Below are 19,569 nucleotides of genomic sequence, written 5' to 3'. Positions count from 1 at the left end.
CCCTGGTCAGGTACGCTCGGAGCCGCTGAGGGGACTCGAACCCCTGACCATCCGCTTACAAGGCGGGCGCTCTACCAGCTGAGCTACAGCGGCGACGCACGAACGATGTGTGCGCGAACATCGTAAGCGCCGCCGCACCCGTGCTGGGAAGCGGCCGCGCTTGCCTCGACGACCAGGTGATGGAAGCCACAGATGCCGAGTGCAACGGTCCGCTCATGACAGGCGATGCCCGAGGGGAAGATCAGCCACGGCGGCGCCCCGTTCGCGGGGTGCGGCAGGAAGGAAAGACCGCGGTGGGAATCACGCAGCGCGCGCGTGGTGTGCTGCGGCGGCGCGACCCCGAGCAGACGATCGTCCCGGGCTCTCGCAACGTCGTCTTCGGGCCCTCGCTGCCCGACGAGTCAACCGTCCACCTGGTCCTGGACCTCGGCCTGCGCATCGGTGAGGTGCAGATGGCCAGCGGTGCCGGTGCCTCGGACGTCACCGCGACCATCATCGGCGTGGTCAGCGCCTACGGTCTGCCGCACTGCGAGGTCGACGTGATCTACACGTCGATCACCGTCTCCTGCTACCGGGGCACCGAGCAGCCGCCGATCACCTCGCTGCGCGTGGTCCGCAACCGCTCCATCGACTACACCCGGCTCGCCGACGTCGAGAAGCTGCTGCGGCGGATCACCGCGGGCGAGATCAGCGCCAGCGACGCCTACGCCGAGCTGGACCGGATCACCACCGCCCCGCACCCGTTCCCGCGCTGGGTGGCGACCCTGGCCTGGGCGGGCATGGCCGCGTCGCTGGCCGTGCTGCTCGGCGGCGGCGAGGACCCGTTCCTGCCGCTGGTCGCCGCGGGCACCACCGCCCTGGTCGACCGCATCGGGCGGTTGCTCAACAAGCGCGCCCTGCCGTTCTTCTTCCAGCAGGCCGTCGGCGGCGCGATCGCCACCAGCCTCGCGCTGGGCGCCTACGCCGCCGGGATGCTGCACGACCCGCCCTTGGCGATCGCCGCGAGCATCATCGTTCTGCTCTCCGGCATGACCGTCGTCGGTTCCATGCAGGACGCCATCACCGGCTACAACGTCACGGCGGCGGGCCGGATGGCCGAACTGGCGATGATGACCGCCGGGCTGATCGCGGGCGTGGTCCTGGCGCTGTACGTGGGACTGCGCATCGGCGGCGACAACGTGGCCGGGCTGGACGCCCAGTCGCTGGGCAGAGCCCAGGTGAGCACGCCGGCGCTGCTGCTGTCGGTGCAGATCCTCGCCGGTGCCTCCACCTCGGCGTGCTTCGCGCTGGCCAGTTACGCGCCGCCGCGCCCGCTGCTGATCGCGGGCATCGGCGGCGGTGTGGCGGCCGGGGTGCACGCGACGCTGATCGTGCCGGGCGGCGTGGAGCTGAACCCGGTGCTGGCCGGGGCCGTGGCGACGACCGTCGTCGGTTTCGCGGGCGGCATCGTCGCCCGTCGGCTGGAGATCCCGGTGCTGGTCGTCGCGGTCTCCGCCGTGTCGCCGCTGCTGCCCGGTCTGGCGACCTACCGCGGCCTGTTCGAGCTGTCGGTGCTCCGCAGCCCGACCGGTGTGGCGACGCTGATGCTGGCGGTGGCCACCGGGCTCGCCCTCGGTGCGGGCGTGGTGCTCGGTGAGTACCTGGCGCAGCCGGTGCGCAGCAGGCTCGGCCGGCTGGAGCGGCGGATCTCCGGACCGAGGCTGTCCGGCCCGCTGCGTCCCAGCAGGCGGCGCCTGGACTGAACGCCGACTTGCCGCGTTCCGCAACGGGGCCGAAGTTAAGGCCCCATCCGGACCGAAACACGCGGGTGTGTTTGGTCCACACGAAGCACGCGGCGGCGGTGCGGGTTAAGTAGCCTCACAACTACAGGTGGATACACGGCAGGAGGGTTTCCGGTGAGCGAGGGCGACGGGCCCAACAGGAGTTCCAACCGGGCGGACTTCGTAGTGGTCGCCAACCGACTTCCCGTCGACCTGGAGAAGCTGGAGGACGGCACCGAGCGCTGGAAGCACAGCCCGGGTGGTCTGGTCACCGCGCTGGAGCCGTTCCTGCGGGCTCGTCGCGGAGCCTGGGTCGGCTGGCCGGGTGTCGCCGACGTCGACGTCGAGCCCTTCGACGACGACGAGATGCAGCTGTACCCGGTCCGGCTGTCGGCCGACGAGTTCGCCGAGTACTACGAGGGCTTCTCCAACGCCACGCTGTGGCCGCTCTACCACGACGTGGTCGTGCCGCCGGTGTTCGACCGCTCCTGGTGGCACGCCTACCAGCGGGTGAACCGCCGCTTCGCCGAAGCGGCCGCGGAGGTCAGCGCCGAAGGCGCCACCGTGTGGGTGCAGGACTACCAGCTCCAGCTGGTGCCCGCGATGCTGCGCGAACTGCGGCCGGACCTGCGGATCGGCTTCTTCCTGCACATCCCGTTCCCGCCGGTCGAGCTGTTCATGCAGCTGCCGTGGCGGACCGAGATCGTGCGCGGCCTGCTCGGCGCCGACCTGGTCGGGTTCCACCGGCCCGGCGGCGCGCAGAACTTCCTCTGGCTGGCCCGCAGGCTCGCCGGCTTCGAGCCGAGCCGCGGCCAGGTCGGCGTGCGCAACCGGCCGGGTGTCGTGCAGGTCGGTGACCGGACCGTGCGGGTGGGCGCGTTCCCGATCTCCATCGCCTCCACCGAGCTGGACAAGCTGGCGCGCAGCAAGGACGTTCAGCAGCGCGTCAAGAAGCTGCGCGCCGATCTGGGCAACCCCCGCAAGATCATGCTCGGCGTGGACCGGTTGGACTACACCAAGGGCATCGACGTGCGGCTGCACGCGATGCACGAGCTGCTCTCCGAGGGCCACATCAAGGCCGAGGACGTGACGATGATCCAGGTCGCCACGCCCAGCCGGGAACGCGTCGAGCACTACAAGCAGATGCGCGAGGACATCGAAGGTCAGGTCGGCCGGATCAACGGACTCTTCGGGCGAGTCGGTCACCCGGCCGTGCATTATTTGCACACGTCGGTGAACAAGAAGGACCTCGTCGCGCTCTACGCCGCCGCCGACGTCATGGTCGTCACCCCGGTGCGCGATGGAATGAACCTCGTCTGCAAGGAGTACGTCGCCTGCCGCTACGACCTGGGCGGCGCACTGGTCCTCAGCGAATTCGCCGGAGCCGCCGCCGAACTCACCAGCTCGTTCTTGGTCAACCCCCACAACCTCGACGGCGTGAAGGACGCGCTGCTCGCCGCCCTGGAGATCGACGAGGCGGAGGGTCGCCGTAGGATGCGCGCTCTGCGTAGGCAAGTGCTCACGCACGACGTCGACCGCTGGGCGCGGTCGTTCCTCGAAGCGTTGGGCGCACCCCTCGTGGAGTAGCCGGCGGTAACCGGTCCGGAACACGGATCGCACGACGTCGGCGATACTGAGCAGAACCGGTCGCCAGCAGTCGGTCATCGCCGCGGCGAACCGGATCGATCCATCCAGACTTGACCCGCCCCCAAGGAGTATGGCGTTGACCGCCGAAGCCCTGCCTGCGGAGCTGCGACGCGTGATCGTGCAGCTCGCGCGGACGCCTCGACTTCTGGTCGCTTGTGACTACGACGGCACGCTCGCACCGATCGTGGCCGATCCGACTCAGGCCAAACCGCTACCCGAATCGGTGCACGCGCTGCGGTCGCTCGCCGCGCTGCCCGCCACCACCACGGCGGTGATCTCAGGTCGCGCGCTGCGCGACCTGGCCACCCTGTCCAGGCTGCCCGCCGAGGTCCACCTCGTCGGCAGCCACGGATCCGAGTTCGACGTCGGCTTCGTGCACGGCCTCGAACCCGAGGCCACCCAGTTGCGCACCGAGCTCCAGGTGGCCGTCCAGGACATCGTGCGCGGCCAGACCGGCGTGACGCTGGAGGCCAAACCCGCCAGCGTCGCGGTGCACGTCCGCCGCGCCGAGCACGACGTCTCGGAGTCCGTCCTCGACGCCGTCCGCAACGGCCCCGCGCAGTGGGACGGCGTGCAGGTCACCGAGGGCAAGGCCGTCATCGAGCTGGCCGTGGTGCAGACCGACAAGGGCAACGCCCTCGACGCGCTGCGCCACCAGGTCGGCGCCACCGCCGCGATCTTCCTCGGCGACGACGTCACCGACGAGAAGGCGTTCGCCCGGCTCCAGGGGCCTGACCTGGGCATCAAGGTCGGCGAGGGCGACTCGCTGGCCGCGCACCGAATCAGCAGCACCACCGACGTGGCCACCGTGCTGGCGTTCCTCATGGAGGAGCGGCGCACCTGGCTCTACGGCGAGCAGGCGCCGCCCATCGAGCGGCTGACCATGCTGTCCAACGAGCGCAACATCGCCCTGGTCACCCCGGACGCCCGGGTGACCTGGATGTGCCACCCGGGGCCCGACTCGGCAGCCGTGTTCGCCGACCTGCTCGGCGGGCCCGCCGCCGGTCACTTCAGCATCCGCCCGCACGTCGGCGGCAACGGCGGGCAGCGCAGCCCGCTGCCGCTCGGCCAGCGCTACGTGCCCAACACCATGACGGTCGAGACGCGCTGGTCGCGGCTGCTGGTCACCGACTACCTCGCGCACGGCACCGACAACCACCGCACCGACCTGGTGCGGGTCATCAGCGGCAGCGCCACGGTGTCGGTGGAGTTCGCGCCACGTCCCGAGTTCGGCCAGGTGCCGGTGCGCATCACCCCGGAGGCCGGGGGCCTGCGCGTGCAGGGCACCTCCGAGCCGATGGTGGTGTACTCGCCGGGCGTGCAGTGGGAGATCGCCTCCGACGGCATGCACCAGTCGGCGACGGCCGTCATCGAGCTCACCGAGGGCGAGCCGGTCGTGCTGGAGATGCGCGGCGGCACCGAAGACCTCATGCCCACCGACGAGCCCGCCCGCCGGGCCGAGGCCGAGGCGTACTGGTCGGAGTGGATGAAGACGCTGTCGCTGCCGGAGGTCGAGCGCGAACTGGTGGCCCGCTCGGCGCTGACGCTGCGCGGCCTGGTGCACTCCGAGACCGGAGCGATCATGGCGGCCGCGACCACCTCGCTGCCGGAGGAGATCGGCGGCGTCCGCAACTGGGACTACCGCTACTGCTGGCTGCGGGACGGCGCGATGACCGCTCAGGCGCTGGTCACGTTGGGTTCCAACGCCGAGGCGGAGGCGTTCCTGGACTGGCTGCACCGGGTGCTGGAGTCCGTTCCCGGCCCGGAGCGGCTGCACCCGCTGTACTCGCTGCAGGGCACCGGTCTGGGCCCGGAGGCCGTCATCGACAGCCTGCCCGGCTACGCCGGATCGCGTCCGGTGCGCGTCGGCAACCTCGCCGACCAGCAGGTCCAGCTCGACGTGTTCGGTCCCGTCGTGGAGCTCATCGCGCACCTGGCCCAGGCCACCGGCACGGTCCGGGACAACGACTGGGAACTGGTCACGGCGATGGCCGACGCGGTCAGCAAGCGCTGGTTCGAGCCCGACCACGGCATCTGGGAGGAGCGCGACGCGCCCCGGCACCACGTCTACTCCAAGGTGATGTGCTGGGTGACCCTGGACCGCGCGATCAAGATCGCCGGGGCCTACGGCCGCGAGGTCGAGGACGGCTGGGTCTCGCTGCGCGACCAGATCTCCGAGGACGTGGTGAAGAACGGCTGGCACCCGGACGTGCAGGCGTTCACCACCGCCTACGAGGGTTCCGACCTCGACGCGGCATCGCTCTACGTCGGGCTGTCGGGGCTGATCGACCCGTCCGACGAGCGGTTCCGCGCCACCGTCACCGCGATCGAGGCGGAGCTGCGCAGCGGCTCCACCGTGTACCGCTACCGGCGGGACGACGGTCTGCCGGGTGACGAGGGCGGTTTCCACCTCTGCGCGGCGTGGCTGATCGAGTCCTACCTGCTCACCGGTCGCCGCACCGAGGCGGAGGAGCTCTTCCAGCAGATCGTGGACACCGCGGGGCCGACGGGCCTGCTGTCCGAGGAGTACGACCCGATCGCGGAGCGCTCCCTGGGCAACCACCCGCAGGCGTACTCGCACCTGGGCCTGATCCGCTGCGCCCAGCTGCTGTCCGCCTGAACAACCCCCGGAACGGGCCGCTCACCGCTTCGGTGAGCGGCCCGTTCGCTTTTTCCGCCGTCGTTGGTCACGTTTCGGGGTTTTGGGCCACTCGGGTGATCTCCGGGAGATAACCTCGGCGCGAAAACGTGCGGAAGGGGCGTACCGGAATGACCGTGCTGCTGGTCGTCTTGGTGTTGCTGCTGGTCGTGGTCGCGGTCGTCGCCGTGGTGCTCGGGATGCGAGCGCGGCGAGCGGCCCGGCAGGGGGAGTCCAGGGCGGGAGTGCCGCAGGACCCCTTCGGGACCGGCGACCAGGACTCGTTGCGAGGTGATCCCCGTGCGCTCAAGGCCGGGGACATCGTGGAGATCCGCTCGACCACCTACACCGTGCGCGGGAGCCTCCGCCTCGACGAGGGCGGCTGGGGCTGGTCGGAGCACCTGCTCGACGACGCCAAGGGCACGCAGGTGTGGCTGGCGGTCGAGGAGGACCCGGACCTGATCCTCACGCTGTGGACGCCGGTCACCGGCGTCGGCGCCCCGGGTGAGCCGACCGTCGAGCACGACGGCCGCACCTACCGCTCGGGCGAGTCGGGTTCGGCGAACTTCCGCAGCGAGGCCACGACGGGTCTCGATGCGGAGGGAACCGTGCGCTACCACGACTACGAGACCTCCGACGGCGCGCTGCTGGGCTTCGAGTCCTACGGCGGCGCCGCGTGGGAGGCCACCGCGGGCGAGAGGCTCGGCCGCTACGACGTGCTCATCTACCCGACGGCGGATTGATCGATGAAACCCAGGTACTGGATCGTCATCGCGGCGGTGGCCGTGGTGATCGCCCTGATCGTCGGGCTCGTGATGATCTTCGCGGGTGGCGGCGGGGCGCGCGGTTACGTCGCGAGCAACTACACGCGCGCCGCGCACCTCGACATCGCCGGTGACGACGACAACGAGGCCTACACCAGCCCGAAGCCGCCGAAGACCGTCGCCGCCGAGATCACCGCCAAGTGGCGTCCGCAGGCGCAGTCCTCGGACGCCTCGGGCACCTACCTGCGCTACTCCGACGACGCCGTGATCATCCAGCCGCACCAGGTCGGATCGGTCATCCACCTGATGGACGCCGACCGCGCCTACCACCGCTACCACAGCCACGTCGGGCACGTGTGGGGCTGGACGTCCACGCGCGGCGAGAGCTTCCGCGGCGGCGGACCGGGAGTCGGCAAATGATGAGCGGACTCGCGCACCGACCACGACCTCCGCGGGCGGCTCCTGCCGGGCTCCCGCGCTGACGCACCACGACACGGGAAGGGCACACCACCTTGCTCAACGAACTGCTCGCCGGCCTGTTCGCCGCGGTCGCCTACGGGGTGATCGGCGTGGCGATGATGGCCCTCGGCTACGTGCTCGTCGACCTCGCCACCCCCGGCAAGCTGCGCGACCTGATCTGGGTCAACCGCAACCCGAACGCCGCGCTGCTGCTGGTCTCCGGGCTGCTGGGCGTCGGGGTCATCCTCACCACCGCGATCATGGCCAGCGCCGACGACCTGCTGCTCGGCCTGGTCGGCACGGTCGCCTACGGTCTGCTCGGACTGGTGCTGATGAGCCTGTCGTTCCTGCTCATCGATGCCATCACGCCGGGCAAGCTCGGTGACGAACTGGCCTCGCCGAACATGCACCCGGCCACCTGGGTGTCGGCTGCTGCGCACGTCGTGCTCGCGGTCCTCATGGCCGCAGCGATCTATTGACGACGACCGAAGCAGCTCCGGCGCGGGACGAGACCGCCGAAGCACCGCGAGGCCGCACCGCGCGGTTCGCGGTGCTGGTGGCGGTTTTCGTCTGCGCCGCGTGCGGACTGGTCTACGAGCTGGCGCTGGTCGCGCTCGGCAGTTACCTGATCGGCGACACCATCGGGCAGGCGTCGATCGTGCTGTCGCTGATGGTCTTCGCGATGGGCATCGGCGCGCTGGCCGCGAAACCCCTGCAACCGTGGGCCGCCGCCGCCTTCGCCGGCATCGAGCTGCTGCTGGCGCTGCTCGGCGGGCTCAGCGTCCTCGGGCTGTACGCGGCGTTCGCGTGGCTGAGCTTGTACCTCCCGGCGCTGATCGCGACGGCGCTGGTGCTGGGACTGCTGATCGGCGCCGAGATCCCGCTGCTGATGGTGCTGCTGCAGCGCATCCGCAGGCAGGACGCGGGTTCGGCGGTGGCCGACCTGTTCGCCGCCGACTACGTCGGTGGGCTCGTGGGCGGCTTGGCCTTCCCGTTCCTGCTGCTGCCGCTGTTCGGGCAGGTGCAGGGCGCCCTGCTGGTCGGGATGCTCAACGCCGCCGCCGGTCTGGGACTGGTGCTCACGGTGTTCCGCCGCGAGCTGACCAAGCGCGCCCGGCTGCTGCTGATCGGCGCGTCGATGCTGGTCGGCGGTCTGCTGCTGGGGGCGTACGCGTACGCCGACGACTTCGAGGTCACCGCGCGGCAGGCGCTCTACGCCCATCCCGTGGTGCACGCCGAGCGCTCGCCCTACCAGGACGTGGTGCTCACCGAGTCGGTGTCGCTGAGCGGGGCGAAGGACACCCGGATGTACCTCAACGGCGATCTCCAGTTCAGCTCGGTCGACGAGTACCGCTACCACGAGGCGCTGGTCCACCCGGCGATGAACGGCCCGCGCGGGCGGGTCCTGGTGCTCGGCGGCGGAGACGGCCTGGCACTGCGGGAGATCCTGCGCTACCCCGACGTCCGGGACGTGACGCTGGTCGACCTCGACCCGGCGGTGCTGGAGCTGGCCCGCACGGATCCGCGCGTGTCCTCGTTGAACCGCAACGCCTTCGACGACCCGCGGGTGCGCGCGGTGGCGGGCGACGCCTTCAGCTGGCTGCGGGAGAACCGCGAGCGCTACGACGTCGTCCTGGTCGACATGCCCGACGCGGACTCGACCGCGACGGCCAAGCTGTACTCGGCGGAGTTCTACGGCCTGGTCTCCCAGGCCATGTCCGATCACGCCCGCGCGGTCGTGCAGGCGGGGTCGCCGTACTTCGCGCCGAAGGCGTACTGGTGCGTCGAGGCCACGCTGCGCTCGCTGGGCCTGCGCACCACGCCCTACGAGGTGTCGGTTCCCGCGTTCGGGGAGTGGGGGTTCCACCTGTTCACGCAGGGGGAGGAGCCGCCGGAACCGCGTCTGCCGCAGGACGTTCCGCCGCTGCGCTCGCTCGACGCCGAGACCTTGCGCGCCGCCCAGACCTTCCCGCCGGACCGCGCCCGGCTCCCGGATCTCACGCCCTCGACGCTGATGCACCCCACGATCCTCGACTACGCCCAGGGCGAGTGGGCCAACTACTGACCCGCGCAGCTGGCCGGGTTGACACCCGCAGTCACCCCACCGGGTGGGGAATTCGAATTTCGCGCGAAATTCGAGTCCGAACTTTGGCGTTCAAATTTCGCGCGAAATTCGAATAGGGCTGGTCAGGGACTACGGTCCGAACCAGAACTCCTCGCCGGAGCGGGGCGGACCCGACGTCGAGCCGGTGATCAGCTGCGTTTCGAGCTGGATGTGCCGGGGACGGCTCGGTTCGGCGGTCTCCAGCAGGAGGCGGCCCGCCGCGCGGCCCTTCTCCAGCCAGGGCTGGCGGACCGTGGTGAGCCCGGCGCGCTCGGCGTCCGGGATGCCGTCGAAACCGGTGATGGTCAGGTCTTCCGGCACGCGCAGACCGCGGTTCCCGGCCTCGCGCAGCGCGCCGAGCGCCAGGATGTCGGAGGTGCACACCAGCGCGGTGATCTCCGGGTCGATCTCCAGCGCCTGAGCGGCGGCGGAGGCGCCCGAGTTGAGGGTGTGGTCGAAGCGCTCCACCACGGGCACCGTCGTCCAGTCCACGCCGGCTTCGCTGAACTCCTCGGCGAGCGCGGTCAAGCGGGCCTTCTGCACGTGGAAGCTGGCGTTGGCCTGCCGCTGCACGGTGGCCGGGCCGTCGTTGCGGCCGCGCGCCAGGCGCATGCACAGCACGCCGATGCGCCGGTGCCCGAGTCCGATCAGGTGGTCGGCGACGGCCTTGATGGCCTTGCGGTCGTCCGGTCCGACCCAGTCCAGGTTGTCCAGGCGCGGCTGGTCGCAGACCACCACGGGCACAGGGCGTTCCAGCACGGCGGCCAGGTGCGGGTCGTCTTCGGGAACGGAGTAGACGACGAACCCGTCGACACCGGCGCGGTGCACCGCCGCGACGTCCTCGCGCTCCGGGCTGGCCGGTATGAGGGTGAGGCCCTGGCCGGCGTCCTCGCAGGCGAGAGCGAGTCCTTCCAGGAATCCGACGGCGCCGGGGTCGCGGAAGGCGTAGGAGAGGTTCTCGGTGAGCAGCAGGCCGACGGCACCCGCCTTGCGGGTGCGCAGCGAGCGTGCGACGGGGTCCGGCCCCGGGTAGCCGAGCCGCCGCGCCGTCTCCAGGACGCGCTTGCGCAGCTCAGGGGACAGCTGATCCGGACGGTTGTAGGCGTTCGACACCGTCGTCCGGGAAACCCCGAGTTCCGCAGCGAGCGACGCGAGGGTCGCAGGCCGCCGGGCATTCGTTGACCGCGCCATGGAGGAACCGTAACGGTTCAGAACCCGAGCGTGAAGCGAGCATGACCTACGTCCCACTGATGTTCGAATGGTGAACACGGAGCGACGCGGAGTGATCACGCTCCGGAATTGGGACAGTCGGTGGGGTGACGTTCGGTCAAAACGACGCTACTTTCTCGGGGACCGATTGTAGTGAAGGGTGTCACAAATGGCTGAGGTCGCGTACGTCAACGCCTCCCGCGTCTACCCCGGCAGCCCGCCGGTCAAGGCGGTTGACCAGCTGGAACTGGACGTCGCTGATGGCGAGTTCCTCGTTCTGGTGGGGCCCTCCGGTTCCGGAAAGTCCACGGCGCTGCGCATGCTGGCCGGACTTGAGGACATCGACGAGGGTGGTATTTCCATCGGTGGCAACGATGTCACCAACACTCCGCCCAAGGCTCGGGACATCGCGATGGTGTTCCAGTCCTACGCGCTCTACCCGCACATGACGGTCGCCGAGAACATGGGTTTCGCGCTCAAGCTCCGCAAGGCGCCCAAGGCGGTCATCAACGAGAAGGTGACCGAGGCGGCGCGGATGCTCGACCTCGAGAAGTACCTGGACCGCAAGCCCAAGGCGCTCTCCGGCGGTCAGCGCCAGCGGGTCGCGATGGGCCGCGCGATCGTCCGCGAACCCAGCGTCTTCCTAATGGACGAGCCGCTGTCCAACCTGGACGCGAAGCTGCGAGTGGAAACCCGCGCCAACATCGCCGCGCTGCAGAAGCGGCTGGGCACCACGACCATCTACGTCACCCACGATCAGGTCGAGGCGATGACGATGGGCCACCGCGTGGCGGTGCTCAAGGACGGGCTGCTGCAGCAGGTGGCGACCCCGCGCGAGCTCTACGAGAACCCGGCCAACGCGTTCGTCGCGGGCTTCATCGGCTCACCGGCGATGAACCTCAAGACGGTCCCGCTGACCAGTGAGGGCGCGGTGCTCGACGGCACCACGGTTCCGCTGTCCCGCGAGGCGCTGGCCGCTGCCGGCGACCTCAAGGAGGTCACCTTCGGCGTCCGCCCGGAGGCCCTGGAGCTGACCTCCAGCGAGGCCGACGGTTTGGACATGACCGTCGAGCTGGTCGAGGAGCTCGGTGCGGACGCGCTGATCCACGGCTCGATGTCGGTCGGCGGCTCCTCGGAGCGCTTCGTGGTCCGCGCCGACGGCCGCACGCCTCCGGCCCTGGGCCAGCAGGTCAAGGTCGCCCTGCGCGACGCGGGCGAGGTGCACCTGTTCCACCCCGAAACGGGTGAACGCCTGGCCGCCGCCTGATATCCGAAAGCAGCTCGATCACCGCCGTCTCCTGCGGGGTCGGTGATCGCGCCAACGCCCTCGTCCGGTTTCCGGGCGGGGGCGTTGTTGCTGCATGTGGTCGATGTCGCGTTCGGGAATGCATCTGGGGCTGGAGCGTTCGGCTGAAGGGTGCTTAGACTGTAGTTGACAACGGTTTCCGTTACCGTTCGCATCTGGAGTCGCTCGAAAGCGTCCTGACCTGATCACCCGGGAGTGCATCCATGACCGTCCGCAGCCGCACCGCTGTGACCGCTTTAGCCGGACTGACCGCCGGCGCCATCGCGCTGACCGGCTGTTCCTCCGGTGAGACAGCAGCCCCCGGACCCAACGACAAGATCAAGGTGGTCGCGTCGACGAGCGTGTGGGGCAGCGTCGCGCAGGCCGTCGGCGGCGACGCCGTGGAGGTCGAGTCGATCATCAGCGATGCCGGGGCCGACCCGCACTCCTACGAGAGCAGCCCGCAGGACGCCGCGAAGATCAGCGACGCGAACCTGGTGGTGCTCAACGGCGGCGGCTACGACGAGTTCATGACCCAGGTGCTGGGCGAGAAGCCCAAGCCGACCGTGCAGGCGGTCGAATCCGAGCAGCCCGCGCCGCCGCAGGGCGAGCACGCCGGTGAACCCCACGTCGGCGAGCACGCCGGTGAGCAGCCCGCGCCGACGCAGGGCGAGCCCCACGCCGGCGAGCACGCCGGGCACGACCACTCCGTGAACGAGCACGTCTGGTACGACCTGCACGCCGTGCACGAGGTCGCCGACAAGGTCGCCGCCGAGCTCGGCAAGATCCAGCCCGCCAAGGCCCAGCAGTTCGAGGCCAACGCCGCGGCGTTCGAGCAGCAGGTCGCCGGGCTGGAGAGCCGCGTCGGCGAGATCGCCGCAGCTCACCAGGGCAAGCCGGTGATCGTCACCGAGCCGGTCGCGCACTACATGGTCGAGGCCGCCAAGCTCAACGACGTGACCCCGCCCTCGTTCGTCAACGCCATCGAGGCCGAGACCGACCCGTCGGCCGCCGCCGTCGCCGACATCCAGAACGCGATCAACGCCCGCCAGGCCGTTGCCGTGATCTACAACCCGCAGACCGAATCGCCGGTCACCCGCAACGTGCGCGCCGCCGCCGACTCGCAGCGCATCCCGGTCGTCGAGCTGACCGAGACGCTGCCGCAGGGCCAGAGCTACGTGCAGTGGATGGACGCGCAGATCACCGCCTTGCAAGGTGCGCTCACCCGATGACCTCAGAACAAGTCGCGGAAACCACCCCGGACCCGGTGGCGGCTGAGGCCGCCGCCGGGTCTCCGGCCGTCTCGCTGCGAGGCGCGACGCTGGCCTACGGCGAGCGGACCCTGTGGTCCGGCCTGGACCTGGACGTCGCGCCGGGCGAGTTTGTGGCCGTGCTCGGCCCGAACGGGTCCGGCAAGACCAGCCTGCTGCGCGTGCTGCTCGGTCTGCAGGAGCTCAACTCCGGGACCGTCCACATCGGAGGGGAACCGGCCCGGCGCGGCAGCGACCGGATCGGCTACATCCCGCAGCAGCGCGCGCTGGAAGCCAACGTGACCGTGCGCGGCAGCGACCTCGTCGGCCTCGGTCTCGACGGGCACCACTGGGGCCTGGGCTTCGGCGGTCGCCGCGAGCGCAAGCGCCGGGTCGCCGACGCGCTGCGCGCGGTCGAGGCCACCGAGTACGCGAAGATGCCGGTCGGGCTGCTCTCCGGCGGTGAGCAGCAGCGGCTGCGGGTGGCGCAGGCGCTGGTCAGCGACCCCTCGGTGCTCCTGTGCGATGAACCGCTGCTGTCGCTGGACCTCTCGCACCAGCGCAAGGTCTCCCGGCTGATCGCCGAGCAGGCCCGCCGCACCGACGCGGGCGTGCTGTTCGTGACGCACGAGATCAACCCGGTGCTGCCGCTGGTGGACCGGGTGCTGTACCTGGTCGACGGCCGGTTCCGGATCGGCACTCCCGACGAGGTGATGAACTCCGGAACGCTCTCGGAGCTCTACCGCACCGACGTCGAGGTCGCGCGCGTCGGCGGGCGGCTGGTCGTGGCCGGAGCCGAGAACGACGATCACCACGTGGTGGGGGCGGAAGAAGCGTGAACGACGTGATGGAGTCGCTGAGCAGGGTGTTCGACTTCGACACCATGATCGACCTGCTCGGCTACCCGTTCGTGCAGCAGGCGCTGCTGGCCGCCGCGGCGCTCGGCCTGGTGTCGGGATGCCTGGCGCCGCTGGTGGTCGCCCGCAAGATGTCCTTCGCCGTGCACGGCACCGCCGAGCTGGCCTTCACCGGCGCGGCCGCCGCGCTGCTGGTCGGCGCGAGCGTTGGTGTCGGCGCGCTGGCGGGCGCGGTGGTGGCCGCGCTGCTGCTCGGCCTGCTCGGGCAGAAGCACAGCGAACGCGATTCGGTGATCGGCGCGATCCTGTCCTTCGGCCTCGGTGTGGGCGTTTTCCTGCTGTGGCTGAACCCGGAGCGCACGGCGAACAAGTTCAGCCTGCTGGTCGGGCAGATCGTCGGGGTGGACTCCTCCGACGTGCTGCTGCTCAGCGGCTCCGCGATCGTCGTGCTGCTGGTGCTGGCCTTCGTCTACCGGCCGCTGCTGTTCGCCAGCGTCGACCCCGACGTGGCGACCGCGCGCGGCGTGCCGACCCGCGTGCTGACCCCGCTGTTCGCGGTGCTGGTCGGCGTCGCGACGGCGCTGGGCGTCTACACCGTCGGCGCTCTGCTGGTCCTGGCCCTGATGGTCACGCCCGGAGCGGCCGCCGCGCGGGTGACCGCGAGCCCGGTACGGGCGACGGTCCTGGCCGTGGTGTTCGCGGAGGTCGCGGTGCTGGGCGGCATCCTGCTCTCGCTGGCTCCCGGAGCCCCGGTGAGCGCCTTCGTCACGATCATCTCGTTCGTGATCTACCTCGTCTGCCGGGCCGTCGGCGCCCGCCGACTCGCCCAGGCATCCCGAGCTCCCGTCCCGGCCTGACTGGCGCGGTCGTCGGCGTTGACCGACGCTGGCGGCCGTGCCCAGGACGTACAACCTCGCCAGCACGGCCTTCGCGGTGGTGCTGTGCACCACCGGCTACTACCTGCTGCCGGTCGGCGTGCACGGTCTGCAGAGCACGGTGTTCGCGGTGGTCGGCTTCGCGATCGGTCTGGTGGTCATCGCCGCCCTGATCTACTTCCATGTCCGCGGGTTCCGCTCCGGGCGCACGTCGATCGCCTGGGTGGTGGCGGCCTTCTACCTGGCGGTGCTGTTCTTCGCGGCGGTCTACTACGCCATGGCCGCCCACTTCCCGGACGCGGTGGCGGGGCTGAGCACCAAGACCGATGCGCTGTACTTCTCGCTGACGATCACGGGCACGGTCGGTTTCGGCGACATCCACGCCGTGAGCCAACCGGCCAGGGCCCTCGTGGCGCTGCACATCGCCTTCAACATCGCCTACCTCGGCACAGCCCTCGCCGCGCTCCGACCAACCCTGCCTGCGCAGCAGGAGAAGTGAGCGGGGTCAGGCGAGACCGAGGTAGCGGCGTTCGTTGAAGTGCTCTCCCGAGCAGGAGGCGCCGAGGTCGTGACCGATGCGTTCGATGACGTCGGCCAGTTCCAGCCGGGCCAGCCACGGGCGGGGCAGGACGGCCGTGCCGTGGCGGGCACCGAGGATGCTGCCGGTGACCGCCGCCGTGGAATCGCTGTGGCCGGAGTGGTTGACCGCCAGCCGGATGGCGTCGGTGAACTGCTCGGGCTTGGGCAGGGCGAGCGCGCAGTAGACGCCGATGGCCAGCGCTTCCGGACCCACCCAGCCCTGGCCGAGGCGTTCGATGTGTCCGACGCTGGCGCCGAGCCGGGCCAGGGTGGCGGCTTCGGCGAGGGCGTTGGCGGTCTCGAAGTCCTCCCGCAGCACCCGGCCCGCGGCCTGGTCGACCGCCGCGGGCAACCGGCGCTGCTGCACCGCGACCAGGTGCACGATCAGCGCCAGCGCACCCGCTGAGGCCCAGCCGCCGACACCTCCGTGCGTCAGGGACGCGCACTGGCAGGCCAGCTGGTAGGCCATCTCGGGCGTGGGGGAGAAGCCGATCGGGGTGCTGCGGTCGAGGCCGCCGCATCCCTTGGAGGTGTTGCGCGGCCGGTCAGGCGTCCCCAGCTCGGGTTCTTCGAGCGCGCGCAGGCTGGTCAGCCCGGGTGCGCGGCTGACGTAGAGCTCGGGTTCGGCGAGCAGTCCGGTGGCGCCGGGGGCGGGCTTGTCCTCCTGCTGGGTCAGCAGCCAGCGCCGGAGCGCTGCGGCGGTGGATTCGACCGGTCGCCACTGCCCGCCGCTGTTGCCCGTGGTCCACGCGTGCAGGTAGCCCTCACCGGCGAAGAGCGCCATCTGGGTGGCGTCGCCGAGCAGCGCTTGGGGAGCGGGTTCGGTGAGCCCGTCGGGGCCGAACTCGGCGCGGATGTCCTCCAGCGGGGCGTACTCCACCAGGGTGCCGAGCGAGTCGCCGAGGGCGCCGCCGAGCAGGCAGCCCACCGCCCGATCGACCACTGTGGACGTCGTCGGCACGGGTGGTGCTCCTTCCGCGGCGTCCTGCGCGCCACTCGTTCGGGTGATCGACGCTCTCAGACTTTACTTGCCCGCCTTTCCCGCTGGGAGAGGTTCCAGGACTCGCGCCCTGCGCGAACGCGCGCGAAGAAGAGGAATTGGATCTTCCACCTGGCATTTCGGGCATACTCCATTGGTGTGAGCCTGGTGAACGCCTCGACCTCGCGTGCAGGGCTGATCGCTACCGTGTGTCGGGCGCGGGGGACGGGCCGGAAGTCGAATTTGGGTGAAGATGACGCCGCACGGCAGCTTAGAGGGGACCGCAGGGTTCGAATTCCGCCTGCTGGGTCCGCTTGAGGTGCACCTCGACGGCGTCCCCCTCGAAACCGGGCGCATGCCGGTTCGGGCGCTGCTGGCCTGCCTGCTGCTGGAGCCCAACCAGGTCGTGCCGATGGACCGGCTGATCGACACCCTGTGGGACGACGGACCGCCCGCCAGCGCGCGCACCATCATCCAGGGCTACGTCTCCCGGCTGCGCAAGTTCTTCGGCCACGACGGTCCCGAGATCATCACCCGGGCTCCCGGATACCTGCTGCGCGTCAACGGCGACCGGATCGACGCCCACCGCGCGCGCAACCTCATCAACCGCGCCCACGGACTCGAACCCGCCGAACGATCACGCCTGCTCACCGAGGCCCTGTCGCTGTGGAGCGGGCCGGTGCTCGCCGATATCGCAGGCAGCAGGCTCTACCGGATGGTGGCGCCCAACCTCGACGAGCTCCGGCTGCTGGCGCTGGAGGAGCGGATCGCGGCCGACCTGGAACTCGGCAGGCACCACCAGCTGATCGCCGAACTGTCCACTCTGGTCGACCAGCACCCGATGCGGGAACGGCTCACCGGTCAGCTGATGCTCGCCAACTACCGCGCCGGTCACCGGGCGGAGGCGCAGGCCCGCTTCCACGAGCTGCGGCACCGGTTGTCCCACGAGCTCGGCATCGATCCCGGCCCCGAACTGCGCGAGCTCTACGAGAAGCTGCTGCGCGACGACCCCGCGCTGCGCAACCACCCCAGCCGCGTCGAACCCGGCCTGGGGATCCGCCGTCCCGTGCCCGCCGAACTGCCGCCCGCCCCGGCGGGTTTCGTCGGCAGGCGCCTGGAGCTGTCGACGCTGGACGCGATGCGGGCGACCAACGAGGAGGGCTTCAGCCTGATCACGGTGCTCACCGGCACCGCGGGCGTCGGCAAGAGCGCGCTCGCGCTGACCTGGTCGCACCGGGTCGCCGAGGAGTTCCCCGACGGCCAGCTCTACGCCTCGCTGCGCGGCTTCGACTCCGAGCACGAGCCCCTCACCCCCGGCGAGGCCCTGACCAGCATGCTCAAGGCGCTCGGCGTGGCCGCCGACGCGATCCCGGTCGAGCTCGACGACCGCACCGCCCTCTACCGGTCGCTGCTGGCCAAGCGGAAGGTGCTGGTGCTGCTGGACAACGCCCGCGATTCCGACCAGGTGCTGCCGCTGCTGCCCGGCAGCGCCGCCTCGGTGGTCGTGGTGACCAGCAGGCGGCGGCTCGACGGGCTCGTGGTGCGTTCGGGCGCCCGGGTGCTGCCGCTGGAGACCCTGTCCACCGAGACCGCCATCGAGCTGCTCGACCGCGCGGGCGTGCCGGGCAAATCCGCCGCCGAACCCGACGCCGCCGCCGAGCTCGCCGAGCTCTGCGGCGGACTCCCGCTGGCGCTGCGCATCGCCGCCGCCCGGCTGGCCGTCAACCCCGCGCGCGGTGTCTCCGACCTGGTGCACGAGCTCACCGACGAGCGAACCCGGTTGCAGGCGCTGGACATCGACGACGACGCCGACACCAGCGTGCGCCGCGCCTTCGACATCTCCTACCGCAGCCTGCCGCCCCTGCACGCCGAGACCTTCCGGATGCTGGGCCTGGTCCCCGGGCAGACCTTCACCGCCCACGCGGTGGCGGCGCTGTGCTCGACCGATCCGGCGGGCGCCCAGCGCCGGCTGCGCGCTCTGGCGCTCGCGCACCTGGTCACCGAGCCGGAACCGGACCGGTTCGGCATGCACGACCTGCTGCGCGCCTACGCCCGCGAACTCCCGGTGGGCGAAGGCGACACCGAGGCGCTGCGCCGGCTGCTGCGCTACTACCTGTGCGCCGCCGACCACGCGCGCCGCTTCCTGCGCCCGGCCCGCGACGAGCTCGACTTCTCCGACGCCAGCGAGCACCACCCCGAGATCGGGTCCCGCTCGCAGGCCCTGGAGTGGTTCGATGCCGAGTGGCCGAACCTCGTCACCGCGGTCCGCGCCGCCAACGCCGCCGGGCTGCACGACCTGGCCTGGCCGCTGGCCCGCCTGCAGTTCAACTACCTGATGGTCCGCTGCCCGTGGGAGGACTGGATGCGCGTCTACTCCGACGGCGCCGATTCCGCCCGCGCCGTCGGCGATCCCGTCGGCAAGGTGCTCATGTCCGCCGGTCTCGGCGTGGCCTGCGCCCGGTCCGGCAACCTCGACGAGGCCCTGGCGCACTACGAGGAGTCCTACCGGGTCGCCGTGCAGACGGGGGATTCCGAGCGGTTGGCGATGACCCAGGTCAACCTCTCCAGCGTGCTGTTCCGGCTGCGCCGCTACGAAGAGGCCAAGGTGCACTCCAAGGACGCGCTCAAGGTCTACCGCTCGCTCGGCGACCGCTACTTCGTGGCGGGCGCGCTGAACAACCTCGCGATGGTCGAGCAGGTCAACGGCGAGCTGGAAGCCGCGCTGCGGTACCTGCGCGAGGCCGAGGACCTCTACCGCGAGGCCGACGACCTGGAAACCCTGGCCATGGTGCTCAACAACTGCGGCGAGGTCAGCATCGAGCTCGGCAGGCTCGACGACGGCGAGCGCTTCCACCACGAAGCCCTCGACGTCGCCCGGCAGTGCGGGTCGGTGGTGCGCCAGGGTTCGGCCAACCTCGGACTCGGCGACGCGGCGAGGCTGCGCGGCGAGATCTCGGTCGCGCGCACCCGCTGGGAGACCGCCCTCGCGATCTTCGAGATGGAGGGATCTCCCAAGGTCAGAGAGGTCCGCCAGCGCCTCGACGAGATCGCTGGACAGGGCGTTTAGTCCGCGTTTAGCGGACGTGTAGTCCCGGCTGGGAACTTGATCGTGCGGATCAATCCGTGTGCTTGATCCGCACAAGGGCGGCTCTGGGGGAAGTCC

Annotated in this window: 15 protein-coding genes and 1 tRNA gene; 13 read left to right on the top strand and 3 right to left on the bottom strand. The window is 70.7% G+C overall.

Annotated features, from left to right (window positions below; all coding sequences use genetic code 11):
• Window positions 1–20: 20 nt before the first annotated feature.
• Window positions 21–93, bottom strand: a tRNA-Thr gene (locus AB0J78_RS26070).
• A gap of 200 nt (window positions 94–293) precedes the next feature.
• Here AB0J78_RS26070 and AB0J78_RS26065 point away from each other — a divergent pair.
• The 7 genes from AB0J78_RS26065 (at window position 294) to AB0J78_RS26035 (ending at window position 9,333) form a co-directional block, all read left to right on the top strand.
• The gene (locus AB0J78_RS26065; protein WP_363793381.1) at window positions 294–1,742 is read left to right on the top strand and encodes a threonine/serine exporter family protein; all 1,449 of its coding nucleotides are present in this window, start codon (window positions 294–296) and stop codon (window positions 1,740–1,742) included.
• A gap of 153 nt (window positions 1,743–1,895) precedes the next feature.
• Window positions 1,896–3,347 carry a trehalose-6-phosphate synthase gene (locus AB0J78_RS26060; protein ID WP_363793379.1) on the top strand — a complete coding sequence of 484 codons (1,452 nt, stop codon included), beginning with the start codon at window positions 1,896–1,898 and terminating at the stop codon, window positions 3,345–3,347.
• Window positions 3,348–3,477: 130 nt separating this feature from the next.
• On the top strand, window positions 3,478–6,027 hold the full coding sequence (gene otsB, locus AB0J78_RS26055) for a trehalose-phosphatase (protein WP_363793377.1): 2,550 nt from the start codon (window positions 3,478–3,480) through the stop codon (window positions 6,025–6,027).
• 149 nt (window positions 6,028–6,176) lie between these two features.
• On the top strand, window positions 6,177–6,788 hold the full coding sequence (locus AB0J78_RS26050; RefSeq protein WP_363793375.1) for a DUF4178 domain-containing protein: 612 nt from the start codon (window positions 6,177–6,179) through the stop codon (window positions 6,786–6,788).
• Window positions 6,789–6,791: 3 nt separating this feature from the next.
• Complete coding sequence (locus AB0J78_RS26045; RefSeq protein ID WP_363793373.1) at window positions 6,792–7,229, top strand: DUF4247 domain-containing protein; 438 nt, start codon at window positions 6,792–6,794, stop codon at window positions 7,227–7,229.
• Between the two features lie 92 nt (window positions 7,230–7,321).
• Window positions 7,322–7,747 (top strand): DUF350 domain-containing protein, encoded by a 426-nt coding sequence (locus AB0J78_RS26040; protein WP_363793371.1) that lies wholly within the window; start codon window positions 7,322–7,324, stop codon window positions 7,745–7,747.
• Entirely contained in the window at window positions 7,744–9,333 is a 1,590-nt protein-coding gene (locus AB0J78_RS26035) for a polyamine aminopropyltransferase (RefSeq protein ID WP_363793368.1), read from the top strand. Before AB0J78_RS26040 ends, AB0J78_RS26035 begins: the two co-directional genes overlap by 4 nt.
• A 129-nt stretch (window positions 9,334–9,462) precedes the next feature.
• Here the strand turns inward: AB0J78_RS26035 and AB0J78_RS26030 are convergent, their stop codons facing one another.
• Window positions 9,463–10,563 (bottom strand): LacI family DNA-binding transcriptional regulator, encoded by a 1,101-nt coding sequence (locus tag AB0J78_RS26030; protein ID WP_363793366.1) that lies wholly within the window; start codon window positions 10,561–10,563, stop codon window positions 9,463–9,465.
• 187 nt (window positions 10,564–10,750) lie between these two features.
• Between AB0J78_RS26030 and ugpC the strand changes: the two genes are divergently transcribed.
• The 5 genes from ugpC (at window position 10,751) to AB0J78_RS26005 (ending at window position 15,347) form a co-directional block, all read left to right on the top strand.
• Window positions 10,751–11,848 (top strand): sn-glycerol-3-phosphate ABC transporter ATP-binding protein UgpC, encoded by a 1,098-nt coding sequence (gene ugpC / locus AB0J78_RS26025; RefSeq protein ID WP_363793364.1) that lies wholly within the window; start codon window positions 10,751–10,753, stop codon window positions 11,846–11,848.
• A 242-nt stretch (window positions 11,849–12,090) separates the two neighbouring features.
• Window positions 12,091–13,098, top strand: coding sequence for a zinc ABC transporter substrate-binding protein (locus tag AB0J78_RS26020; protein WP_363793363.1), 1,008 nt, complete (start codon window positions 12,091–12,093; stop codon window positions 13,096–13,098).
• Window positions 13,095–13,955 carry an ATP-binding cassette domain-containing protein gene (locus AB0J78_RS26015; RefSeq protein WP_363793361.1) on the top strand — a complete coding sequence of 287 codons (861 nt, stop codon included), beginning with the start codon at window positions 13,095–13,097 and terminating at the stop codon, window positions 13,953–13,955. The genes AB0J78_RS26020 and AB0J78_RS26015 overlap by 4 nt, the downstream gene beginning before the upstream one ends.
• 8 nt (window positions 13,956–13,963) lie before the next feature.
• Entirely contained in the window at window positions 13,964–14,830 is an 867-nt protein-coding gene (locus tag AB0J78_RS26010; RefSeq protein WP_363793568.1) for a metal ABC transporter permease, read from the top strand.
• Between the two features lie 37 nt (window positions 14,831–14,867).
• Window positions 14,868–15,347, top strand: a complete 480-nt coding sequence (locus AB0J78_RS26005; protein ID WP_363793359.1) for an ion channel — start codon at window positions 14,868–14,870, stop codon at window positions 15,345–15,347.
• A gap of 6 nt (window positions 15,348–15,353) precedes the next feature.
• Here AB0J78_RS26005 and AB0J78_RS26000 read toward each other — a convergent pair whose 3' ends face one another.
• Window positions 15,354–16,388: an ADP-ribosylglycohydrolase family protein gene (locus tag AB0J78_RS26000; protein ID WP_363793357.1), complete on the bottom strand. Its 1,035-nt coding sequence runs from the start codon at window positions 16,386–16,388 to the stop codon at window positions 15,354–15,356.
• 271 nt (window positions 16,389–16,659) lie between these two features.
• Between AB0J78_RS26000 and AB0J78_RS25995 the strand changes: the two genes are divergently transcribed.
• Window positions 16,660–19,473 (top strand): BTAD domain-containing putative transcriptional regulator, encoded by a 2,814-nt coding sequence (locus tag AB0J78_RS25995; RefSeq protein ID WP_363793566.1) that lies wholly within the window; start codon window positions 16,660–16,662, stop codon window positions 19,471–19,473.
• Window positions 19,474–19,569: the final 96 nt, after the last annotated feature.

Origin of the sequence: Saccharopolyspora sp. NPDC049426, from assembly GCF_040676935.1 — a bacterium.
Lineage (GTDB): Bacteria > Actinomycetota > Actinomycetes > Mycobacteriales > Pseudonocardiaceae > Saccharopolyspora.
This window is presented reverse-complemented; position numbering and strand designations above follow the sequence as displayed.

What these genes read in the sequence shown, in the direction of transcription:
- AB0J78_RS26020 (WP_363793363.1), top strand. Translation starts at nt 12,091, where the DNA reads ATGACCGTCCGCAGCCGCACCGCTGTGACCGCTTTAGCCGGACTGACC.
- AB0J78_RS26015 (WP_363793361.1), top strand. Translation starts at nt 13,095, where the DNA reads ATGACCTCAGAACAAGTCGCGGAAACCACCCCGGACCCGGTGGCGGCT.
- AB0J78_RS26030 (WP_363793366.1), bottom strand. Translation starts at nt 10,563, where the DNA reads ATGGCGCGGTCAACGAATGCCCGGCGGCCTGCGACCCTCGCGTCGCTC.
- AB0J78_RS26050 (WP_363793375.1), top strand. Translation starts at nt 6,177, where the DNA reads ATGACCGTGCTGCTGGTCGTCTTGGTGTTGCTGCTGGTCGTGGTCGCG.
- AB0J78_RS26010 (WP_363793568.1), top strand. Translation starts at nt 13,964, where the DNA reads ATGGAGTCGCTGAGCAGGGTGTTCGACTTCGACACCATGATCGACCTG.
- AB0J78_RS26045 (WP_363793373.1), top strand. Translation starts at nt 6,792, where the DNA reads ATGAAACCCAGGTACTGGATCGTCATCGCGGCGGTGGCCGTGGTGATC.
- ugpC (WP_363793364.1), top strand. Translation starts at nt 10,751, where the DNA reads ATGGCTGAGGTCGCGTACGTCAACGCCTCCCGCGTCTACCCCGGCAGC.
- otsB (WP_363793377.1), top strand. Translation starts at nt 3,478, where the DNA reads ATGGCGTTGACCGCCGAAGCCCTGCCTGCGGAGCTGCGACGCGTGATC.
- AB0J78_RS25995 (WP_363793566.1), top strand. Translation starts at nt 16,660, where the DNA reads ATGACGCCGCACGGCAGCTTAGAGGGGACCGCAGGGTTCGAATTCCGC.